Below are 22,265 nucleotides of genomic sequence, written 5' to 3' on the forward strand. Positions count from 1 at the left end.
CTCGTCATCCTTTTCAAAGCCGCCGGGCGGAAAACCGCGACCGAAGCAGCGCTTCCAGCCGCGAGCTTTTGGGTGTTCGCAGGATCAAGGTCAAATCACAGCTCTGCCAGCGGATGTGGCCGATGGTTGCAGGCGAGGGCTGCGTCCGCTACGCGGGCTGGCTCCCTTGCAAAATCGGAAAACCCGATGTCGAAGCCCCTGATCGCGCCCGCCGCCTCGCCCGCTCTCGCCGAGAGGGCCGAGCGTGTCGCTCCCTTCATCGTCATGGACGTGATGAACCAGGCGGCCGCGATCGAGCGCCGCGGCGGCTCCGTCATCCATATGGAAGTGGGCCAGCCCTCTGCGCCGACGCCGGCTTCGATCCGGGCCGCAGCCGCGCGAGCGCTGGAGCATGGCCGGATCGGATATACGCAGGCGCTCGGCACGGATTCGCTGAGGGAACGCATCGCGCGGCATTATCGCGATGCTTATGGCGTGGAGGTGGCGGCCGATCGCGTCGTGGTGACGACGGGCTCCTCCGGCGGCTTCATCCTGGCCTTCCTCGCCTGTTTCCAGCCGGGGTCCCGGATCGCGATCACGGCGCCGGGCTATCCGGCCTATCGCAACATCCTGATCGCGCTCGGGCTGGAGCCGGTCGCGATCGAGGTCGGCCCCGAGACGCGCTTCGCGCTGACTCCCGACCTGATCGAGCGCGCCCATCGCGAGAAGCCGCTTGCCGGCGTGCTGACCATGAGCCCGGCCAATCCGACCGGCGTGGTGATGACGCCCGAGGCGATCGCCGATGTCGCCGCCTGCTGCCGCAGGCTCGGACTCTGGTACATCTCCGACGAGATCTATCACGGCCTGACCTACGAGACCCCGGCAACCACGGCACTCGCCGCCGATCCGGACGCGATCATCGTCAACTCCTTCTCCAAGTACTACTGCATGACCGGGTGGCGCGTCGGCTGGCTGGTGGTGCCGCAGCGGCTGGTGCGCACGATCGAGCGCTTGCAGCAGAATTTCTCGATCTCGGTGCCTTATCTCAGCCAGGTCGCGGGCGAGGCGGCGTTCGATGCCACCGAAGAATGCGAGGCGATCAAGGCGGGCTATGCGCAGAACCGCGCCTTCCTGCTCAAGGCGCTGCCGGAGATCGGACTTGGCGACTTCCTGCCCGTGGACGGCGCCTTCTACATCTATGTCGACATCGGCCGGTACTCGAACGATTCCATGGCCTTCTGCCGCAGCGTGCTGGAAGAGGCCGGCGTTGCGATCACATCCGGGCTCGATTTCGACGAGGCGCGCGGCGCACGGACGATCAGGCTCTCCTTCGCCGGCTCGCTCCGCGAGTGCGAGGAGGCGGTGACGCGGATCGGGGCCTGGATGAAGAGGCGCTGAGGGGCGGGCTTCTCCATCGCTCGAACTGCTTGCCAGACCTCGCGGAATTCTCGCATTCTGTCGCTGTGGGATAGCGCGGAGGCCTGCCATGAACGTCGCTGCACCGGGTGCATCCGTCCCGCGGCGTAGCGTGGCCCGGATGGCTGCCCTGCTCGGCTGGCTGGCGCTGGCTTTCGCCGCTCTCTCGCCGGCTATGGCTCAAGGCCAGTCTTCCGTGGTTCTCAACCTGCGGGGGGACGAGACGCCCGAGACCATCCGCAAGATGGTCGATGCCCTGTCTGCTCCCGGACGGCAGATCGAGATCCGGGTCGGCGGCGCGGCTCCCACTGAAGCTCCTGTGGCGGCAGCGAAGTCTGACGCTCCCAAACCGTCGATGGCCGATGAGGAGGGCTTCCAGGCCCAGATCAACGCGCTGATCGACCAGTTCGTCGAGGGGCTCGACCATGGCGGCAGTGCAATTCCCAGCATCATCCAGTTGCCCAGCGATTGGGGGCAGGTCTGGCAGCGCAACCTGAACGGCCGCAGCGGGCCATCGGCCGGCTGGCGCACTTTCGGCATTCTCTGCCTCGCGCTGGCGATCGCTTTCGCCTTCCGATTGGCCGGCGAGCGCTGGTTCGCCCGGAGGCGGCAGCCGAAGGGACCGGAGTTCACGCCCCGGCTGATCGCCGCCGGCTGGGCTCTCCTTCAGGATTTTCTGACGATCCTCGTGGCCCTGATCGCGGTGCGCGTCGCGCGCAACGCCTGGCTGCCGGAGAGCGATCTCGCGATGTTCGCCCTGACGACGGGCGCCAATGGCGCCGTGATCGGCGCGCTCTATATCGCTATCGGGCGCTTTCTCTTCGCGCCGGGCATGCCAGAGCGGCGGGTCATGCCGCTGCCCCGCGCCGAGCGGCACTATCGAGCCCTCGTCATCTACGCCGTGGCGACGCCGCTGGCGGTGACGAGCATCCTTCTGGCGCATCGTGTCGGCTCCGGCCCCTTGCCGGCGACCGGTCTGATCGTGCTGAGCAGCACCGCACTGACGCTGTTCAAGCTGTGGTTCTTCAAGGATGTACGCCGCGATCTTGCCACGTTGATTCTGGCTGGTTCCGCCGATCCCGGGCCATTGCGCCGCCTGATCGCTGCCGGTGCGGCCTGGTTCTATATGGGTGTGATGGTCATCCTCTGGATGGTCACCTGCGCGGCGGCGATGATGCGCAATGGCGGGCGCTGGGCCGAGGCCGCGGCGCTGACTGAGATCGCCGTGATCGTGGTTCCGATCCTGGTCGTCGGCGTATCGAGCCTGCTGAACTGTCATGCGGCGCGGCGCGAGGCGGTCGAAGGCGCGACGCCTCTGACGCTGGCCGGGGGCGCTGCCTTGCGGGCAGCGGCGGTCGGGGTGATCTGGGCGGCCGGTTTCTTCGTGCTCGCCCGGATCTGGGCCGGGCTGCTGCTCGGCGTGACCTCGAGTCAATTCGCCCTGGTGATGCGGCAGACGGCCGGCGTCGCCGTCTTCGCCTTTGTCGGGTGGGTCGCGCTCGTTTTCCTGCACGCCTTCTTCGAGGGGTACACGCCGAAGCGCGCCGCGATCGGACCGGGCGACGAGGATGCCGTCCATGAGGCGAGCGTCCCGACGCGGCTGGCCACGGTGCTGCCGGTGCTGCGGGGCGTTGTCCTGGGCGCCGTGCTCGGCCTCACGATCCTCATCGTGCTGTCACGTCTCGGGGTCGATATCGGCCCGCTGCTCGCCGGCTTCGGTATCCTCGGCCTCGCGATCTCCTTCGGTTCGCAGGCGCTGGTACGCGACATCGTCTCGGGCGTTTTCTTCATGCTCGAGGACGCCTTCCGCGTCGGGGAGTATGTCGATACAGGCCGCCTCAAGGGCACGGTCGAGAAGATCTCGCTGCGCTCGATGCAGTTGCGCCATCAGAGTGGCCAGATCCACACCGTGCCGTTCGGCCAGGTCCAGTCATTGACCAATGCCAGCCGCGACTGGGCGACGATCAAGTTCAATGTCCGGCTCGACCACTCCGCCGATATCGAGCAGGCGCGCAAGGCGATCAAGAAGACCGGCATCGCCCTGCTGGAGGATCCCGAATACGGGCCGCATTTCATCGCCCCGCTCAAGATGCAGGGCGTTGCCGACATCACCGACAGCGCCATCGTCATCCGGTTGAAGTTCACGGCCAAACCGAACCAGGCCTCGATGGTGCAGCGCGAGTCGCTGAAGCGTGTCTACCGCGCGCTGAACGACGCGCATGTTCCCTTCGCCTCGAACGCCGTCACGGTGCGCGGCGGCGAGGGCAGCTCGCAGAGCCAGGCGGCTGCTGCGATCTCCACCATTCCGCCACCGACCTCGCTCGCGCCGGCTGCGGGCTGAAGCCGGTCGTTACAGCAGGAAGAACAGGCCGAAGCCGACGACCGTCAGCGCTGCGCCGAAAAGGCCGGCGAAGCGGGCGGAGCTGGTCACAGCCAGCCTCTCGGAGCTGCGTCCGGCACGTTCCGCATGTCCCTGTCCGGTTTCGCTGTGATACTGCCCGGCATAAAGACCGGGCGTCATCTGATGGCCGACGGGACGATTGTCTTCGAGCTCGACGCGGACGGCAAGGAACAGGACCAGCAATCCCAGAAGACCGACGCCGAACCAGCCGATCGCGCTCCAGGCAAGATACGCAAGTCCGGCCACGGCGATGGCGGCCAGCACGATCATGACCATGCGTTCGCGATTGCGTGGCGGCGGCATTGGTTCCTGCGTTGAATGGTGCTTCCGAGCATTGATCCTGCCCGGTTCGCCGGCCAATGAAAAGAGAAAGCCCGCTGCGGATCGCAGCGGGCTTCGTCATTCATCGGATGGCGCGGAGAGCGATCAGGAACGGCCGGCGAGCCTGTTCCACCAGCCGCCACGCTTCGGCCGATTCGGATCCGGCTCGGTCAGCACGACCGCGACGGGTTCTTCGGCAGGCGCGCGAACGGGAGCGGGCTCCGGCGCCGGAGCGGGCTCGACCGGGACAGCCACGGCCTCGGCAACGGCAGCCGGAGCCTCGGCTTTCGCATCGACGGGAGCCGGAACAGCCTCCGCAGCGGCCTCGCCGCCCTCGGTGATCGGTACCACCTTCTTGCGCGAGCGGCTGCGCTTGGGCTTCTCGACTTCGGCGGGAGCAGCCTCAGCCGCGACCGTCTCGGCCTTGGCCTCAGCCTCCTTGGCGACCTCGCCCTCGACCTTCGGCTTGCGGGCACGGCTGCGCTTCGGCTTTACCGGTTCGGCGGCAGGCTCCTCGACGACCGGCTCCGGAGCGGCCTCGGTGACGGCTTCGACGATCGGCTCGGCGGCGGCCGGGGTCGCGATGACCTCGTCGCCGTCTTCCTCGCCCTCGTCGCCTTCGGCCTCGTCATCGGCGTGCGTGCCGTCGAGCTGCTGGCCCTGCTCGTCACGCTCGCCGCCGCGCCGGCGACGGCGACGGCGGCGACGACGGCGGCCGTTTTCGCTTTCGCTTCGCTCGGACTGGTTCTGAGCCTCGTCGGCGGTCGTTTCGTTGCCGCCGGTCTCGGCGTCGAGGGCTGCCGCTTCCGCGGCGGCATCCAGCGCCTCGTCATCGACATCGGACGCGATCGCCTCGGCCTTGAAGCTGGTCGGGACGACGCGGCCTTCATTGCCGACGAACTCGCCGCGCTCGACCTCGAAGTAGCGGGTGCCCAGCAGGTTCGTGTCGATCGAGATCGAGATCGCGATAGCGAAGCGGGTTTCGAGATCGGCGAGATGGGGGCGCTTCTGGTTGAGGACGTAGAGCGCGACCTCCGGCCGGGTGCGGACGGTGAGGTTATGCGAGGCACTCTTGATCAGAGTCTCCTCCAGCGCGCGCAGAATCTGCAGGGCCACTGAAGGCGTCGAGCGGATCATGCCGGCGCCGGCGCAATGCGGGCAGGGCACCGACGAGGATTCGAGGACGCCGGTGCGGATACGCTGGCGCGACATCTCCAGCAGGCCGAAGGCCGAGATGCGGCCGACCTGAATGCGGGCGCGATCGTCCTTCAGGCACTCCTTCAGCTTCTTCTCGACGGCGCGGTTGTTCCGGTTCTCCTCCATGTCGATGAAATCGATCACGATGAGGCCGGCAAGGTCACGCAGGCGGAGCTGGCGGGAGATTTCCTCCGCCGCTTCGAGATTGGTCTTGAGGGCCGTGTCCTCGATATTGTGCTCGCGGGTCGAGCGGCCCGAGTTGATGTCGATCGCGACCAGCGCTTCCGTCTGGTTGATGACGAGATAGCCGCCCGACTTCAGCGTGACCGTGTTCGAGAACATCGCGTCGAGCTGGCTTTCGACGCCGAACGAGGCGAAGAGCGGGGTCTGCTCGCGATAGGGCTTCACGCTCTTGGCATGGCTCGGCATGAGCATGCGCATGAAGTCCTTGGCCTCGCGATAGGCGCTCTCGCCGGCGACGTGAACCTCGTCGATATCCTTGTTGTAGAGGTCGCGGATCGAGCGCTTGACGAGGTTCCCCTCCTCATAGACCAGCGCGGGAGCGACCGAGGCCAGCGTCAGCTCGCGCACGCTCTCCCACATGCGCATCAGATACTCGTAGTCGCGCCGAATCTCGACCTTGGTGCGCGAGGCGCCGGCTGTGCGCAGGATCAGGCCCATCCCCTCGGGAACCTCGAGCTCGGTCGCGATTTCCTTGAGGCGCTTGCGGTCCTCGGCATTGGTGATCTTGCGCGAGATGCCGCCGCCCTTGCCGGTGTTCGGCATCAGCACCGAATAGCGGCCGGCGAGCGAGAGATAGGTGGTGAGCGCCGCGCCCTTGTTGCCGCGCTCTTCCTTGACGACCTGGACCAGGATGATCTGGCGGCGCTTGATCACTTCCTGGATCTTGTACTGGCGGCGCGACTGGCGCTGCGGGCGCTCGGGCATGTCGTCGAGGGCGTCGCCGCCGCCGAGCTGCTCGGGAGCCTCATCGCCGTCTTCGTCGTCGTTCTCGTCGTCGTTGTCGCCGTCGTTCTCGTCTTCGGACGGCTTGCGTGCCTCGGTATCCGTGCTCTCGGCCGCTTCGGCCGAGACTACGTTTTCCTCGGCCGACGCGGTCGTCTCGGCGACTTCGACGGTCTCGAAGGTCAGCGGAGCGGCGTTCGAGACGGAATCCTCGGTGGTCGATTCGGTAACGGCCGGCGCGAAGAACTCCCCGAAGGCGGGCGCGCCCTCGTTGACCATCGCGGCTTCCTTGCCGTCGGTCTCGACCCGCACGTCCTCGCTGGACACCTCGACATTGGCCGAGACGGTCTCGTCGGAAGCGGCCTTCTTGGCGCGGTTGTCGCGATCCCCCCGGCGGCCGCGGTCGCGGCGGCCGCGCTTCTCGCGGCGCTCCTCGTCGTGCTCTTCGTCACGTTCGGCGCGGGCCTCGTCATCGAGCAGCGCCTGCCGGTCGGCGACCGGAATCTGGTAGTAGTCGGGATGGATCTCGGAGAAGGCGAGGAAGCCGTGGCGGTTGCCGCCATACTCGACGAAGGCCGCCTGGAGCGAGGGCTCCACGCGGGTCACCTTGGCGAGATAGATGTTGCCGCGGAGCGGCTTGCGACTGGCAGATTCGAAATCAAACTCTTCGACGCGGGATCCGCGGACCACCACGACCCGGGTCTCCTCCGGGTGGGTGGCATCGATAAGCATCTTGTTGGCCATAAGACAGTTCCATTGGCGCGGCCGCCGACCGGGCCGGCGCGGCTACGGATTCTCGTCCGCCGCCGCGGGCAGGGGCGCCGCGAGAGGGCCGGCGCGTGCCGGCATGTTGCAGGAGGGAGGAAGAAGCGGTCGAGACAGGAAGGCGGCTCGGAACAGCCACTCGGGCGCAAAGCCCGGCGCGGTTCCGCAGGTTCGGACGGTTCACCGATAGTGCTAGCGGCGTCGTATGCCCCGTCATCTGCCCTAACCTGCGATGCTCCGGCCTGGCGGCCAGGCGCATCGCGTTTGCACGCTCGCAAGACGGGGCAGGGCGCAGAAAACACGCAATCCCGATGCCAACCGTCTGCGGACGATCCGTTGCGGTCGTCTTGTTGCCGCCACTCCGCTCGGGAGCGGCTGCCCAGCCTGCTTCGGACGCCGACGGATCGCACGATCCGGATGTGTCCCTCGGGCAGGCTGACAAGCAACCTGTTCCATTACAGACAGGTGATAGTGATTTGCAAGTCACATGACGGCTGCATCTCGCCCGGCCCTCGGCGGGGCGGTTCACGGTTCCGGGAAGAGATGGTAACGGCCTGTTAGGATTTCAGCCCCGTTATGGTTAAGTCCTGGTAGCAATAAGCGGGATCTTTCACCTGTTATCGAGCATCCGCCACGCCGATTCGAGCCGTTGCGATGCGCCGTTGCGATCCCGGGCGCTGCGGTGCGCGCTGGCCGCCGCCTGCCTTCTGGCGACAGTACCCGCGACGGGCTTCCCGCCGGCTGTAGCGGAGACGAAGATCGAGCTGCGGCCGCAGAACGAATATCCCGTCGCGACCGACGCCCGCATCGAGCAGAGTGGCGAGACCGTGCGCCTCACGATGATGTTGTCGTCGTCCGTCGCGGTGGAGACCTGGGTGCAGGCCGCGCCCGATCGGGTCATCGTCGAACTGCCTTCGACCAATTTCCAGATCCAGCCCTCCGCCAAGCGCAGCGCAGGTTTCGTCAGCGGCTATCGCTTCGGCCTGTTCACGGCCGACAAGGCGCGAATCATCATCGACCTGTCCCATCCCGCCGTCATCGCCAGGGCGGACGTGAAGACGGTGCGGGGCGGCTTCGGCCAGCTGACCATCGAATTGAAGAAGGCGACGCGAACGGATTTCCTGGCCGAGGCCAGCAAGGCGCCCAAGCCAGCTCCCGCCGTTCCCGCCACGGCGCCCGCCAAGGCCGCGGGCGAGACGCGCCGTACCATCGTGATCGACCCCGGCCATGGCGGCATCGATCCCGGGGCGACGGTCGCCTCCATCGCCGAGAAGGCGGTCGTCCTCGCCTTCGGCAAGGCGCTCAAGGAGCAACTGGAGGCCTATGGCGGCTATCGCGTCGTCATGACCCGTGACGACGACCGCTTCGTCTCGCTCGGCGACCGTGTGCAGATCGGGCGCGGCGAGCAGGCCGACCTGTTCATCTCGATCCACGCCGATTCGCTGACGCAGGCACAGGAGGTTCGCGGCGCTACCGTCTATACCCGCTCAGAGCGGGCGACCGACGCCGAGGCGGCCCGTCTCGCGGCCAAGGAAAACGAGGCCGATGCCGCCGCCGGCCTCGAAACCAGCGAGGAGGTGCAGGACGTCGCCGGAATCCTCATGGACCTCGCGCGTCGCGAGACGCGCACTTTCACCGGGGTCTTCGCACGCAATCTCGTCGAGAAGCTCGGCGGCTCGATCAAGATGCACAAGATCCCGCTGCGCTCGGCGCGCTTCTGGGTACTGAGCGCGCCGGACGTGCCTTCCGTGCTGATCGAACTCGGCTACATGTCGAGCCCGAAAGACGCCGAATTGCTGAATTCGCCGGAATGGCGCAGCAAGGCCGTGACGGCGGTTTCGGCCGCGATCGGCGATTATTTCGCCCGCGAACGGGCCTCCGTGGGCAAGGCGGCGGAAAGCCGGAACTAGCGGTCGCGGTTGCGCCAGGGGCGCATCGGCGGCAGGGATGGGCGAAGAGCCGAATCGTCGGCGCATGCCTATGGGTAGCGCAAAGGGTGGCCGGATGATGCGGAATGTGGTCGACAGGCCACGGTTCCGCCATCTCCGTCATGTTATAGCTATGTTTTGCGAAGCGCCCTGATTTGGCGCCAGCCGATGGCAGTTACGGGATCCAGGGCCTGAGATGCGGTTCATTCTGCGAATCTTCGGATGGTTGTTCGCCGCCGGCGCGATCGCTTTCGTCATCGGCGCCGCCATCGCAGGCGGATTGATCTGGCACTATTCGCGTGACCTGCCGGATTACGCCCAGCTCCGGAACTACGAGCCGCCGGTGATGACGCGCGTCCATGCGGGCGATGGCAGTCTGATCGCCGAATATGCGCGCGAGCGGCGACTTTACCTGCCGATTCAGGCCGTGCCGAAACTCGTGGTCGACGCCTATCTCTCGGCCGAAGACAAGAATTTCTACAAGCATGTCGGCGTCGATCCGGAAGGCCTGGTCCGCGCTGCAATCTCCAATTTCCGCAATCGTGGCGCCAATCGCCGGCCGCAAGGCGCCTCGACCATCACCCAGCAGGTCGCGAAGAACTTCTTCCTGAGCCCCGAGCAGTCGATCGAGCGCAAGATTCGCGAGGCGCTCGTCGCGCTGAAGCTCGAATCGACCTACTCCAAGGACAAGATTCTCGAACTCTATCTGAACGAGATCTATCTCGGCGCGCCGGCACCGGGGCAGGGCAGCTACGGCATCGCCGCGGCGGCGCTGAACTATTTCGGCAAGTCGGTGCATGAGCTCAATCTGCAGGAGGCCGCCTATCTCGCCGCCCTGCCGAAGGCTCCCTCCGATCTCCACCCGTTCCGCAACCGCGACCGTGCGATCGAGCGTCGCAACTACGTGATCGACCGCATGGTCGAGAATGGTTACGTCAAGCGCGAGGCCGGCGAGGACGCCAAGAAGCAGCCGCTCGGCGTCAATCCGCGCACGGTCTCGCCGAACCAGATCGCCGCCGGCTATTTCGCCGAGGAGATCCGGCGCGAGCTGCAGGACCGCTATGGCGAGAAGAAGCTTCTCGAAGGCGGCCTCTCGGTCCGCGCCACAGTCGACCCCAAGACGCAGTTGATGGCGCGCAAGGCGCTGGTCGACGGTCTGGTGCGCTTCGACGAGGCGCGCGGCTGGCGCGGCGCCATCCAGAAGATCGATCTCGGCGGCAAGGAATGGGGCGCCGTCGTCGGCGAACTCCCGGTGCTCGGCGACGTCGCGCCGTGGCGGCTGGCCGTCGTGCTTGAGGTCAACGGCGACAGCGCCAGGCTCGGCCTGCATCCGCTGCGCGACAATGCCGGCCATCTCAACAAGGAGCGCCAGATTCTGACGCTCGCGGCCGACGGCATCAAATGGACCCGCCGCGCCCGCGTCTCGCAGGCCGTCTCGGTCGGCGATATCGTCTATGTCGAGCCGATGGACAGCCGGCCGGGCTTCGCGCGCCTGCGGCAATTGCCGGAGGTCAATGGCGCCATCGTCGCGATGGACCCGTTCTCGGGCCGCGTGCTCGCCATGGTCGGCGGCTTCAGCCACGATCAGTCCGAGTTCAACCGCGCGACGCAGGCGCTGCGCCAGCCGGGCTCCTCGTTCAAGCCTTTCGTCTACGCGACCGCGCTGGACAACGGCTACACCCCGTCCAGCATCATTCTCGACGCGCCGATCGAGGTCGACCAGGGGCCAGGGCTCGGCATGTGGCGGCCGGAGAACTACGACGGCAAGTCGACCGGGCCGCGCACGCTGCGCTACGGCATCCAGTTCTCGAAGAACCTGATGACGGTACGGCTGGCCAAGGATGTCGGCATGCCGCTGATCGCCGAGTATTCCCGGCGCTTCGGTATCTATGACGACCTGCAGCCGGTGCTGTCGATGTCTCTCGGCGCCGGCGAAACGACCGTAATGCGGATGACCGCGGCCTATTCCATGCTGGTCAATGGCGGCAAGCGTATCCGGCCGACCCTGATCGACCGCATCCAGGATCGTTCGGGTTCGACGATCTTCCGGCACGACCAGCGCGTCTGCGAAGGCTGCAACGCCGAGAAATGGGCGAACCAGCCGGAGCCGCGCCTGATCGACAACCGCGAGCAGGTGCTCGACCCGCTGACCGCCTACCAGATGGTCTCGATCCTCGAAGGCGTGGTCAATGCCGGCACGGCGACGGTGGTCAAGTCCGTGGGCAAGCCGCTCGCCGGCAAGACAGGCACGACCAACGATGCCAAGGACGTCTGGTTCGTCGGCTTCTCGCCGGACCTCGCCGTCGGCGTCTATATGGGTTTCGACAAGCCGAAATCGCTCGGCACCTCGGCGACTGCGGGCCAGTACGCCGCGCCGATCTTCCGCGACTTCATGAGCGTCGCGCTGAAGGAGAAGCCGGCGACGCCGTTCCGTGTCCCTGCCGGCATCAAGCTGATCCGCGTCGATCCCCGTACGGGCATGCGCGCCGGCGGCGAGGGTGGCATCCTCGAAGCCTTCAAGCCGGGCACGGCGCCGCCGGACAGCTATTCGGTGATCGGCGCCGCCGGCGACGGCAGCGCACCGCTCGGCGTTGGCCCGGGTGGCGGCCGCGCCGTCGGCTCCGGGACCGGCGGTCTCTACTGACCTGACGATAAATCGTTCTTCGACGCCCGGAGGCCATCTCCGGGCGTTCTCTTTTCGGCAAAAGGCCGCCATCACTGTCGCGATGCGAAGCGCCCATCTTGCCTCAGGCGTTTACAGTCGCGGCTTTCGCCCCTATCTCAGCGCTCAAGTTCAAGCCCACAAGGACGTCCAGACGGAATCATGCGCCCCGAAATTCAGACGCAGCTCGATAACGCCAAGCAGTCGATCGGACTGCTGAGGAGGCATCTTTGACTGGGATCAAGCCCAGCGCCGCCTAGCGGAACTCAACGCCCTCTCCGAGGGACCCGACTTCTGGAACGATGCCGAAGCCGCGCAGAAGCTGATGCGCGAGCGCACCTCGCTGGAAACCCAGATCGAAGGCATCATCAAGCTCGAGCGCGATCTCGACGATTCGCTGACGCTGATCGAACTCGGCGAGATGGAGAGTGACGACGCCACCGTCACCGAGGGCGAGCTGGCGATCAAGGCCGTCCAGGACGAGGCGGCGCGCCTTCAGGTCGAGACCTTGCTCTCCGGCGAGGCCGACATGCTCGACACCTATATCGAGATCCACCCCGGCGCGGGGGGCACCGAGAGCCAGGACTGGGCCGAGATGCTGCTGCGCATGTATCGGCGCTGGGGCGAACGGCGAAAATTCAAGGTCGAGACGCTCGATTACCAGGACGGCGATACGGCCGGCATCAAGTCGGCGACGCTGCAGTTCAAGGGCCACAATGCGTATGGCTGGTTGAAGACGGAGTCCGGCGTGCACAGGCTGGTGCGCATCTCGCCCTTCGACTCCAATGCCCGGCGGCAGACCTCGTTCGCGTCGGTCTGGGTCTATCCGGTCGTCGATGACCGGATCCAGATCGACATCAAGGAATCGGAATGCCGGATCGACACCTACCGTTCGTCCGGGGCTGGTGGCCAGCACGTCAACACGACCGATTCGGCGGTGCGTATCACGCATATCCCGACCGGCATCGCGGTGGCCTGCCAGCAGGAGCGCTCACAGCACAAGAACCGGGCCAAGGCTTGGGACATGCTGCGCGCCCGCCTCTACGAGGTGGAGCTGAAGAAGCGCGAGGACAAGGCCAATGCCGAGCAGGCCTCCAAGACCGATAACGGCTGGGGCCACCAGATCCGCTCCTATGTGCTGCAGCCCTACCAGCTGGTGAAGGACCTGCGCACGGGCGTCAGTTCGACCGACCCTTCCGAGGTGCTCGATGGCGATCTCGACGGCTTCATGGAAGCGTCGCTGGCCCAGCGCGTCTATGGCACGGCAGTCGAGGTCGAGGACATCGACTAGCCCCGGTCCTTACGTCGAATAAAGGAAAGCCGCGCCGAAGCGCGGCTTTCCTCGTTTTGGGCGGGGGACTCAGAGCGCGTTTGCGAGCAGCTTGCCACCGGCGCGCAGGAAGCGGGTCGGATCGACCGGCTCATCGTTGATGCGGGTTTCGTAGTGCAGATGCGGGCCGGTCGAACGGCCGGTGGAGCCGACCCGGCCGACCACCGCCCCGGCCTTGACCGTCTGCCCGGTCGTGACCGAGATCGCCGACATGTGCGCGTAGCGGGTGGTCAGTCCATTGGCATGCTCGATCTCGACCATATTGCCGTAACCGCCGTTGTACTCGGCAACCACGACCTTGCCCGGCGCGGTCGCCATGATCGAGGAGCCGGTTTCGGCCCTGAAATCGACGCCGGTATGCATCGCCAGGCCGCGCGTGAACGGATCGGTGCGGTAGCCATAATTCGAGGTGAAGTCGTGGTCGCCGGCCATCGGCCGGGCCAGGGGCAATTGCTCGATCACGCCGCGCAGGCGCATGACCGCCGCCAGGCGCGGCTGCAGGGCGTTGAGGGTTGCCGCGAAGGGGCCTTCCGACGGGTCGATCTTGACCGGCACGAACGGGCCACCCACGCCGCCGGCCGCGGAGGCCGGAGCGGCAAGACGCTCGGGATCGAGACCGGTTTCGGCCAGCGCGCTGCGCAGGCGCTTCTGGGCGGCTGCGACGCGCTCGTCCATGTCCTTCAGGGCCGAGAGCTGGGCGTTCGAGGTCCTTGCCATCGCGCCGTCGAGCCTGGTCAGCGCGGCATCGACGCGCTTGGCGGGAGGGGTGGGCGGCGTTTCGCCGGATTGCCAGCCTTCGGCCGCGCCGCCATCGGCTCCGCGCAGCGAGGGCATGTCGGGCGCCGGCGTCGGCTTGTTCGGCAGGATCGGGGCGAAGCTGGTCACGCCGGAGGCGCGGATCGGCTCGCCCGGCTTGATGACCTGAGAGCGCAGCGGCAGTTTCGCGGCCGGGATCAGGCCGCTGGACTGCAACGAATCGGTGAGGGCGGCGACCAGCGACTGACGCGATTCGAGTTCCGCCTGCCGGCTGGCGAGCTCGTCGACGCGCGATTCGACGCCGTCCTGGTCAAGCAGCGCACGGCTGGCATAGCGGTCTATATCGGCCCGCAGAGCGGAGATCCGATCCTCATAGGCATATTGACGCGAGGTCTCGCGGGCGATCATCCGAGCGGCGAGGTCGTCGCGGCTGAGGATGTACCAGCCGGCGCCGCCGCTGCAGGCCGTGCTCAGGGCCAACCAGGCCAGCCCCGCCAGCATGGTGGAGCGGCGCACCGTATAGGTCTTGTGGGAGACCAGGCCGACGGTCGAAAGGGCGGGGGCTGTCTGAGACTGATGATGCATACGCAGGACCGGAAATCACGCTGCCGATACCGCCATCAGACATCGTTAGGGTTAATCTTTCGCAAACCCCGGCCCGTGCAACGCTTCTCGACCGCTGCCAGACCTCAAAGCGTCTGCGCCGCCGCAAGGACTTCCTCGGCATGGCCGGCGACCTTCACCTTGCGCCAGATGCGGGCGAGGCGGCCTTCGGTATCGATCAGAAAAGTCGAGCGCTCGATCCCCATATACTTGCGGCCATAGAGACTCTTCTCCACCCAGATGCCGTAGGCGTTAGCCAGAGCCTGCGTCTCATCGGCGAGAAGCGGGAAATCGAGCTCGTATTTTCGCTTGAAATTGACGTGTTTCTTCGCGGAATCGGGCGAAACGCCGATGATCTCGGTGCCGCAGGCCGCAAATTCCCGACGCAGGCGGTTGAAGGCGATCGCCTCCTCCGTGCAGGCCGGGGTATTGTCCTTGGGATAGGCGTAAAGCACGACCTTGCGGCCACGCAGTGCGCTCAGGCTGATCTCGCCCTCGCCGTCGCGGGGCAGGGTAAAATCCGGTGCGGGATCGCCTTCCTGCAAAGACATGGCTACTGCCTTCCTTTCGTCGCCTTCTCGCTGCATGGAGCCCGTGATCCGGCACGGCGAGCCGGCTCACGGCAAGGACCGAGGAAACGCCGGACCTCTCCGTTTCCGGATTGCCGAATCGCTTCGTCTGACCGCATCGACATGCATGCCGCCTTCCGGGATTGCGGCAAGGGGCGATCGACCGCACCCTGACGCGAACCGGCGCAGGCGCCGAAGAGGACCAAGGGGATTTTGTCGGACCACGAAGCAAAGGCTGCTGTTGCCGGGCCGGGAGATGCATCGCCCACGAGCGAAGCCTGCGACGTCGCGACCGTCAAGCGGCGGGCCAAGGCGGGACTTGCGATGATCTGCGTCGCCGTCACCGTCGCCCTGGTGGTGCTGGCCGGCGCGGCAGCGACGCTTCTGGCCACCGGCATCGTTCCGCTGTCGGGTTTCGAAGGGCGCATCACCGCGGCCATCGAGGAGCGGCTCGGGCCCGACTGGAAGGTCACTGCCGCTTCGGCCGAGCTCGGTCGCATCGACGGACGTTCCCAGCTCCGCGTGCGGCAGGTCTTGTTCCAGCACGTCAGCGGCGCCGTTATCAGGGCACCTGAGGCCGTCCTCGGCTATGCGCCGCTGGCGCTGCTCACCGGCGATATCCGGCTTGTCTCTGTTGATCTGCGCGGCGTGAATGTCAGGCTCGGCGTGACCAAGGACGGTGCGCTGGTGGTCAATGCCGATTCGGCCCCGGTTGAGGCGCCGCCGCAGCCGACCGTGCCCGATGCCGCGCAATGGAATGCCTTCACCGGCATCATGGGCGCAATCTCGACGCTGGCCCGCGGCGACGGTCTTCTCGGTGCGCTCGAGGAGGCGGGCATAAATGGCGCGCGGTTGTCCCTCGTCGATCCGGACGGGCGCCAGAAGGCCGGGCTGGAAGATGTCGAGATCAGGCTCACCCGCATCGCCGAACGCGGCACGCGGATGACGATGAAGGGGCGGACCGGCCAGCGCTGGAAGGAGTTGACGGCCGATCTTTCGACCGAGGCCGACGGCACGCAGCGCGCCGATATCGATATCCAGCGCTTCGAGCCGGCGGAGGCCGTCGCGCTCGCCTTCGGGACTGCCGGCGTTCTCGTCGAAGGCCTGCCGATGCAGGGACGCGCGACCCTGAGGCAGTCCCCGGACGGCAAGAAATCCATCACTGCCCGGATCGGCGTGCGCTCCGGCACGCTGCGTTTCCCGGAAAGCCCGGTCTCGTCCTTCGCAGTGGATTCGGCCGAGCTCGAACTGGCGAGCGGGGCCGACCTCTCCGAGCTCAATATTACCCGCAGCGAGATCAAGGCCGGGGCGACGCAGTTCTCGGCGACAGGCTCTCTGCGCGAGGATAATGGCGGCTGGCGCATCGCGCTCAATGCCAAGGGCCAACTCGCCGGGGTCGACGCCGACCCGCCGGTCCAGATCGACAGCCTGAAGGCCGAAATCAGGCTCGACCCGGCCAACAATGCCGTAGCCGTCGATTCGATGTCCCTGCGCGGGCCGCTGGCCTCCGTCGACATGACGGCGCTGGTTCAACGCGTGAACGGCTCGCCGTTGCAGCGCTTCGCGGTCAAGGCCAGCAACTCCGATGCCCGCTCGCTTCTCGCGATCTGGCCGGGTTTCACCTCGCCCGAGGTCCACGGCACGCTGCGGCGCCAACTCGCTGCCGGGCGCCTCAAGGCGCTCTCGGTCGATCTCGACCTCGCGCCGGAGGATCATGCCCGTCTGGTCAAGGGCGAAGGTATGCCGGATACCTCGCTTTCGGTGATGATCGATGCCGACGGCGTCCGCTATCTGCCCGATCCCGGCCTGCCGCCCCTGACCGACGCCACCGTGACCGGGCGCGTCGGCGGGAGCACGGTCCAACTCGCCATCGGCAAGGCCACGGCCGAGCTCGGCGGCGGCCGCCAGCTCCAGCTGAGCGACGGCAGCTTCGCCATGCCCGACTACCATCGGCACCGCGCACAAGCCCGGATCGCCTTCCGCTCGCTCGGCTCGATGGATGCGCTGACGGCGCTGTTCGCTTTCCCGGCGTTGAAGGATTTCACCCCCGGCAAGATCGATCCGGCTGCGATCAAGGGCACGAGCGACCTGAAGGTCGGCATCACCCTCCCGCTCGCCGACGACCTGAAGCCGGACGAGGTCACTGTCACCGGTAACGGCACGCTCGCGAATGTCGCCTCCGATACGCTTCTGGGCACTGAGAAGCTCGAAGCGGGCAGCTTCGCCGTCAATGTCGATGGAAAGGGGCTGTCGTTGCGCGGCGATGCGCGGGTTGGCGGCGACAAGGCGCAGGTCGAGCTCAAGCAGAATGGCAAGGGCCAGGGTGAGGCGACCCTGCAGCTCGCACTCGATGCGGCTGCGAGGCAGCGGCGCGGCTTCGGAGCCGATTCAGGGATATCAGGGACATTGCCGGTGAGGGTGGTCAAGCCGCTCGGCAAGGGCGCGGAGCAACCGCCCCGCGTCGAGATCGATCTCGCCAAGGTCGCCCTCGACGGCGTGGTGCCCGGCCTGAACAAGCCGTCCGGGCGGCCGGGCAAGATCAGCTTTACGTATGTGGCGGATCCGGATGGTCCCGATCTCGATGACTTTTCGTTCGAGGCCGGTGCGGCCCTGATCAAAGGGCGGATCGAGCTGAACAAGCAGAACGGGCTGGACAGTGCGAGCTTCTCGCAGTTTCGTCTCTCGCCCGGCGATAATCTGAAGGTCGATGCGAAGCGGGACGGCAGCGTCGTCAAGCTGGCGGTGCGCGGGGCCGTCGCGGATCTGCGCCCCTTCATCAAGGATCTGCAAAACCCCGGAACATCGGGCAAAGGCGACAAGTCCGGCGCCAGGGGCGGCGATTACGACGTCGATCTCGACGTGCCGATCCTGACCGGCTTCAACAACGAGGCGATCACCAGCGGCACGCTGAAATTCGCAAAACGCGGCGGTGAAATCCGTTCAGCTCACTTCCAGGGCCGGATCGGCAAGGCCGATGTCTCGGCCAGGCAGGCCCGCCAGGAGGGCGGACAACTCATCGTCCAGTCGGAGAATGGCGGCTCGCTGCTGCGCTTCCTCGACCTCTACAACAAGGCCTATGGCGGCGATCTTGTGCTGACGATGGGGCCGGGCGAGAACCTGAGCGGCGATTTGCTGTTCCGCAATTTTCTGGTCCGCGACGAACCTGCGCTACGCCGCGTGGTCAGTTCGCAGCCGGCGAGCGCCTTCACAGGTGATGGTGCGGCCGAGCCGCGCATCGATGTCAGCGAGGTCGCCTTCACCAAGCTCAAGGCGGAGTTCACGCGCTCCGCCAGCCGGCTTGATGTCTCCGACATGGTGATCTGGGGCCAGCAGGTTGGTTTCACCCTGCAGGGGCATGTCGATTATGGCCGCGATCGCGTCGATATCGGCGGGACCTTCGTGCCGGGCTACGCCTTCAACAATGCCTTCGCGCAGGTTCCGGTCTTCGGCGCGCTGCTGGGCGGCGGCAGCCAGTATGGCGGGCTCTTCGCGGTGAATTTTCGTATCTCGGGCGCCGCCAGCGCACCGACCATGTCGATCAACCCGCTCTCCGCATTGGCTCCCGGCATCCTGCGTCGCTTCGTCGACCCGCTCGGCGGCGCGCCGGCGCAGCGGCCGCGGCAAATGCAGCCGCGCTGATCGCTTGTTGTTCCGTGCGCGGTGCAGCGCGTAGCGGTGCGTCGCAGACACGGGGCCGCGTGACGAGAAGGCGCCCTTTCCAGAGAACGGTCTCGCATCTGCGCAGCAGCACGTCGTGCCGCAGCGCGTGCGTAATGACACCTGGCCGGAGCGTAGCGCGCTCTTATTCCGGGCGCAGCAGGATGTGCTTCTTCTTGCCGAAGGAGAGCTTGATCACGCCTTCCGAGGTGAGGTCGCCGAGGCCGAGCGTGGCGCGCTCGTCCGCCACGACGACGTCGTTGACGCGCAGGCCCCCCGCCTTGACCTGACGACGCGCCTCGCCGGTCGAGGGCACCAACCCCGCCTTGACGAAGGCGGTGAGCACGCCGATGCCGGGCTCGATCTCGGCCCGCGCGATCGCGACGCTCGGCAGGTCGGCGGCAAGGCCGCCTTCCTCGAAGGTCTTGCGCGCCGTCTCGGCGGCGGCGTCGGCCGCCTCGCGACCATGGACGATCGCGGTGATCTCGGTAGCGAGAATCTTCTTCGCCTCGTTCAACTCGGCACCACCGAGTGCGGCGAGCCGAGCGATCTCATCCAGCGGCAGGCGCGTGAACACCTTGAGGAAGCGGCCGACATCGGCGTCCTCGGTGTTACGGAAATACTGCCAGAAATCATAGGGGCTGAAGACGTCGGCATTGAGCCAGACCGCGCCGTTGGCGGTCTTGCCCATCTTGGCGCCGGAGGAGGTCGTCAGCAGAGGTGTCGTCAGGCAGTAGAGCTGCGGGCCGCCCATCCGGTGCGAGAGATCGACGCCGTTGATGATGTTGCCCCACTGGTCGGAGCCGCCCATCTGCAGGCGGCAGCCATAGCGCCGGTTGAGCTCCGTGAAGTCGTAGCCCTGCATGATCATGTAGTTGAACTCAAGGAAGGACAGCGACTGCTCGCGGTCGAGCCTGAGCTTCACCGAATCGAAGGAGAGCATGCGGTTGACCGAGAAATGCCGGCCGACATCGCGCAGGAACTCGACATAGTTCAGCTTCAGCAGCCAGTCGGCATTGTTGGCCATCATCGCGTCGGTCGGCCCGTCGCCATAGCGCAGGATGCGGCCGAAGACGCGCTTGATGCTCTCGATATTGGTGGCGATCTCCTCGACGGTCAGCAGCTTGCGCTGGTCGTCACGGAAGGAGGGGTCGCCGACCATCGAGGTGCCGCCGCCCATCAGCGTGATCGGGCGGTGACCGGTCTCCTGGAACCAGTAGAGCATCGTCAACGAGATCAGGTTGCCGATATGGATCGAGGTCGCGGTCGCGTCATAGCCGACATAGGCCGTCTGGGTTCCCTGCCGGCACAGAGCGTCGAGGCCCTCCGCATCGGAGACCTGATGGATGAGGCCGCGCTCGTCGAGCACGCGCAGGAAATCGGACTTGTAGGTGGTCATGGCGAGGCTCAATAGGTTTGCGGTCTTCTCGTCATGGTCGGGCTTGTTCCGACCATCCACGTCCTTGCGGGCCGAAGGTGGTGTTCAGGGCGTGGATGCTCGCCACAAGGGCGAGCATGACAGTGGAAGTTGTACTGCTGGAAAGCTCAGGCCTGTTCCTGCTCGGTCTTGAGGATCTCGGGTCCGACCTTGCGGTCGAGATAGACGCCGACCTGCTCCATCAACTGCTCGACGCGGCCGTCGAAGAAGTGGTTGGCGCCCTCGACGACGGCGTGCTCGATCTGGATGCCCTTCTGGGTCTTCACCTTCTCGATCACCGCCATCACCTCCTTGACCGGGGCGACGCGATCCTCGGAGCCATGCACGAACAGGCCGGAGGACGGGCAGGGCGCCAGGAAGGAGAAGTCGTAGCGGTTGGCCATCGCCGCGATCGAGAGGAAGCCCTCGATCTCGGGGCGGCGCATCAGGAGCTGCATGCCGATCCAGGCACCGAAGGAGACGCCGGAGATCCAGCAGCTCTTGGCCTCGGGGTTGAGCGCCTGCATCCAGTCGAGCGCGGCAGCGGCATCCGAAAGCTCGCCGGCGCCATGGTCGAAATGGCCCTGGCTGCGGCCGACGCCGCGGAAATTGAAGCGCAGCGCCGAGAAGCCGCGGTTCACGAACGTGTAGAAAAGGTTGTAGACGATCTGGTTGTTCATCGTCCCGCCGAATTGCGGGTGCGGGTGCAGGATGATCGCGAGCGGCGCACCCCGCTTCTTGGCGGGCTGGTAACGACCTTCGATCCGGCCTGCAGGCCCGTTGAAGATAACCTCTGGCATCGTCTCACCGCTTCTTGCGGCAGTGCCGGCAGGGACGGGCAGAAAGCGGGCGCATGCCTGCTCGAAACCCGGCCACCCTTGACGGCGCCACCATGCGCGCCCTAGATGAAGAGCGCTTAGAATAGTTCTAACAGCCGTGAACAAGTCGAGAACAAAACGGTGGATCGCTCAGGCGAACCGCGTTTCGACCGTTCCGGCCGGTTCGGATGGGCGGCTATAGCACGGCGGACAGGTGCGATTTCAAGCATTTCGTATCGAGGTGCGGCAATGACGAGGATGGAGCAGGCAGGATCGTGACGGCGGGACGCGCCTATCTCGACCACAATGCCACGACCCCGGTGCGGCCGGAGGCGTTGGAAGCGGTCGCGCATGCGCTGACGCTGCCTGGCAATCCGTCCTCCGTTCATGGCGAAGGGCGCGCAGCGCGCGCTGCGATGGAGCGGGCGCGCGAGCAGGTCGCCCGACTCGTCGGCGCCAAGGCCTCGAACGTCGTCTTCACCAGCGGCGGCACGGAGGCGAATGTCGCCGTGCTCTCGCCCGGCTTGATGGATTGCGATGGCGGCCGCGACTGCGTGCGGACGCCCGCGACATTGCTGCTTCACAGCGCGACAGAGCATGCCTGCGTGCGCGACGGTCATCGTTTCCCGGTTGGCGCCGTCGAGGCGATCCCGGTCGACGGCAATGGCCTCGTCGACCTCGTCTGGCTCGATGAGCGGCTGGCGCGCTTCGTCGCCGACAACCCCGGCGCTCGCGCGCTCGTCTCGATTCATCTCGCCAATAACGAAACCGGCGTCATCCAGCCGATCGCCGAGGCGGCCACGATCGTGCATCGTCATGACGGCCTGCTGCATAGCGACGCCGTGCAGGCGGCCGGCAAGGTCGTCATCGATATCGCCGCGCTCGGCGCTGATGTGCTGACGCTCTCGGCGCACAAGATCGGCGGGCCGAAGGGTATCGGCGCCATCGTGTTTCGCACGGGCGCTCTCGAATTGGCCGACAAGCCGATGCGCGGCGGCGGGCAGGAGCGCGGCTGGCGAGCCGGGACCGAAAACCTGCCGGGAATCATTGGTTTCGGCGCGGCGGCTGAGGCTTCAGATAAGCTCATGGCCGACGAAACTGTCCGGCTTTCGAGCTTGCGCGACCGTTTGGAAGCGGGGCTTGCCGCGCTGTCGCCAGAGACGGCGATCTTCGCTCGGGCCGCGTCGCGTCTGCCCAATACCAGTGCCTTCGCGACGCCGGGCCTGAAGGCCGAAACCGTTCTGATCAAGCTCGATCTTGCCGGCGCCGCGCTTTCGTCCGGTTCTGCCTGCTCCTCGGGCAAGGTCAAGCGCTCGCATGTGCTCGATGCGATGAAAATCGACCCCGCCTTGAGCGCAGGGGCCTTGCGGGCGTCGCTCGGATGGACCACCTGCGAGGCTGATATCGATCTCTTTCTTGCGGCCTATGCCAAGCTCGTGGCCGCGCAATCCGATCGGAGCGCCAAGGCTGCCGCCTGAAG

The 22,265-nt window shown here is 66.4% G+C and carries 13 protein-coding genes; 7 read left to right on the forward strand and 6 right to left on the reverse strand.

Annotated elements, in window-relative coordinates; all coding sequences use genetic code 11:
* Positions 1-186: 186 nt before the first annotated feature.
* Complete coding sequence (locus J0I42_RS11870) at positions 187-1,377, forward strand: pyridoxal phosphate-dependent aminotransferase (protein WP_291655042.1); 1,191 nt, start codon at positions 187-189, stop codon at positions 1,375-1,377.
* Between the two features lie 88 nt (positions 1,378-1,465).
* Complete coding sequence (locus J0I42_RS11875; RefSeq protein WP_291655043.1) at positions 1,466-3,736, forward strand: mechanosensitive ion channel family protein; 2,271 nt, start codon at positions 1,466-1,468, stop codon at positions 3,734-3,736.
* A 9-nt stretch (positions 3,737-3,745) separates the two neighbouring features.
* On the opposite strand, the gene J0I42_RS11880 is transcribed toward J0I42_RS11875, so the two are convergent.
* Both J0I42_RS11880 and J0I42_RS11885 read right to left on the reverse strand, forming a co-directional pair.
* The gene (locus tag J0I42_RS11880) at positions 3,746-4,099 is read right to left on the reverse strand and encodes a hypothetical protein (RefSeq protein WP_291655044.1); all 354 of its coding nucleotides are present in this window, start codon (positions 4,097-4,099) and stop codon (positions 3,746-3,748) included.
* A 123-nt stretch (positions 4,100-4,222) separates the two neighbouring features.
* Entirely contained in the window at positions 4,223-7,024 is a 2,802-nt protein-coding gene (locus tag J0I42_RS11885; protein ID WP_291655045.1) for an Rne/Rng family ribonuclease, read from the reverse strand.
* Between the two features lie 683 nt (positions 7,025-7,707).
* Here J0I42_RS11885 and J0I42_RS11890 point away from each other — a divergent pair.
* The 3 genes from J0I42_RS11890 to prfB all read left to right on the forward strand — a co-directional run bounded on the left by J0I42_RS11890 (position 7,708) and on the right by prfB (position 12,926).
* The gene (locus J0I42_RS11890; protein ID WP_291655046.1) at positions 7,708-8,955 is read left to right on the forward strand and encodes an N-acetylmuramoyl-L-alanine amidase; all 1,248 of its coding nucleotides are present in this window, start codon (positions 7,708-7,710) and stop codon (positions 8,953-8,955) included.
* A 214-nt stretch (positions 8,956-9,169) separates the two neighbouring features.
* Complete coding sequence (locus J0I42_RS11895; protein ID WP_291655047.1) at positions 9,170-11,617, forward strand: penicillin-binding protein 1A; 2,448 nt, start codon at positions 9,170-9,172, stop codon at positions 11,615-11,617.
* A gap of 180 nt (positions 11,618-11,797) precedes the next feature.
* Positions 11,798-12,926 (forward strand): peptide chain release factor 2 gene (gene prfB, locus J0I42_RS11900; protein ID WP_291655048.1). Its coding sequence is split into 2 segments (ribosomal slippage): positions 11,798-11,866 and positions 11,868-12,926, totalling 1,128 coding nucleotides; the frame shifts between segments, so codons are not numbered across the junction.
* 69 nt (positions 12,927-12,995) lie between these two features.
* Here prfB and J0I42_RS11905 read toward each other — a convergent pair.
* Both J0I42_RS11905 and J0I42_RS11910 read right to left on the reverse strand, forming a co-directional pair.
* Positions 12,996-14,306: a M23 family metallopeptidase gene (locus J0I42_RS11905; protein WP_291655049.1), complete on the reverse strand. Its 1,311-nt coding sequence runs from the start codon at positions 14,304-14,306 to the stop codon at positions 12,996-12,998.
* A 104-nt stretch (positions 14,307-14,410) separates the two neighbouring features.
* Positions 14,411-14,875, reverse strand: a complete 465-nt coding sequence (locus J0I42_RS11910) for a peroxiredoxin (RefSeq protein WP_291655050.1) — start codon at positions 14,873-14,875, stop codon at positions 14,411-14,413.
* A gap of 231 nt (positions 14,876-15,106) precedes the next feature.
* Between J0I42_RS11910 and J0I42_RS11915 the strand changes: the two genes are divergently transcribed.
* Positions 15,107-18,532: a YhdP family protein gene (locus J0I42_RS11915; RefSeq protein ID WP_291655051.1), complete on the forward strand. Its 3,426-nt coding sequence runs from the start codon at positions 15,107-15,109 to the stop codon at positions 18,530-18,532.
* A gap of 163 nt (positions 18,533-18,695) precedes the next feature.
* Here J0I42_RS11915 and tyrS read toward each other — a convergent pair whose 3' ends face one another.
* Both tyrS and J0I42_RS11925 read right to left on the reverse strand, forming a co-directional pair.
* The gene (gene tyrS / locus J0I42_RS11920) at positions 18,696-19,949 is read right to left on the reverse strand and encodes a tyrosine--tRNA ligase (protein ID WP_291655052.1); all 1,254 of its coding nucleotides are present in this window, start codon (positions 19,947-19,949) and stop codon (positions 18,696-18,698) included.
* Between the two features lie 146 nt (positions 19,950-20,095).
* A complete protein-coding gene (locus tag J0I42_RS11925; RefSeq protein ID WP_257734810.1) occupies positions 20,096-20,767 on the reverse strand; it encodes an alpha/beta hydrolase in 672 nt (223 codons plus the stop codon).
* A gap of 290 nt (positions 20,768-21,057) precedes the next feature.
* Between J0I42_RS11925 and J0I42_RS11930 the strand changes: the two genes are divergently transcribed.
* Positions 21,058-22,263, forward strand: a complete 1,206-nt coding sequence (locus tag J0I42_RS11930; protein WP_291655118.1) for a cysteine desulfurase family protein — start codon at positions 21,058-21,060, stop codon at positions 22,261-22,263.
* Positions 22,264-22,265: the final 2 nt, after the last annotated feature.

Source organism: Allobosea sp., assembly GCF_017308015.1.
Lineage (GTDB): Bacteria > Pseudomonadota > Alphaproteobacteria > Rhizobiales > Beijerinckiaceae > Allobosea.

Bases quoted from the DNA above. Each gene is read 5' to 3' on its own strand.
- J0I42_RS11870 (WP_291655042.1), top strand. From the start codon at position 187: ATGTCGAAGCCCCTGATCGCGCCCGCCGCCTCGCCCGCTCTCGCCGAG.
- J0I42_RS11880 (WP_291655044.1), bottom strand. From the start codon at position 4,099: ATGCCGCCGCCACGCAATCGCGAACGCATGGTCATGATCGTGCTGGCC.
- J0I42_RS11925 (WP_257734810.1), bottom strand. From the start codon at position 20,767: ATGCCAGAGGTTATCTTCAACGGGCCTGCAGGCCGGATCGAAGGTCGT.
- J0I42_RS11875 (WP_291655043.1), top strand. From the start codon at position 1,466: ATGAACGTCGCTGCACCGGGTGCATCCGTCCCGCGGCGTAGCGTGGCC.
- J0I42_RS11910 (WP_291655050.1), bottom strand. From the start codon at position 14,875: ATGTCTTTGCAGGAAGGCGATCCCGCACCGGATTTTACCCTGCCCCGC.
- J0I42_RS11885 (WP_291655045.1), bottom strand. From the start codon at position 7,024: ATGGCCAACAAGATGCTTATCGATGCCACCCACCCGGAGGAGACCCGG.
- J0I42_RS11905 (WP_291655049.1), bottom strand. From the start codon at position 14,306: ATGCATCATCAGTCTCAGACAGCCCCCGCCCTTTCGACCGTCGGCCTG.
- tyrS (WP_291655052.1), bottom strand. From the start codon at position 19,949: ATGACCACCTACAAGTCCGATTTCCTGCGCGTGCTCGACGAGCGCGGC.
- J0I42_RS11895 (WP_291655047.1), top strand. From the start codon at position 9,170: ATGCGGTTCATTCTGCGAATCTTCGGATGGTTGTTCGCCGCCGGCGCG.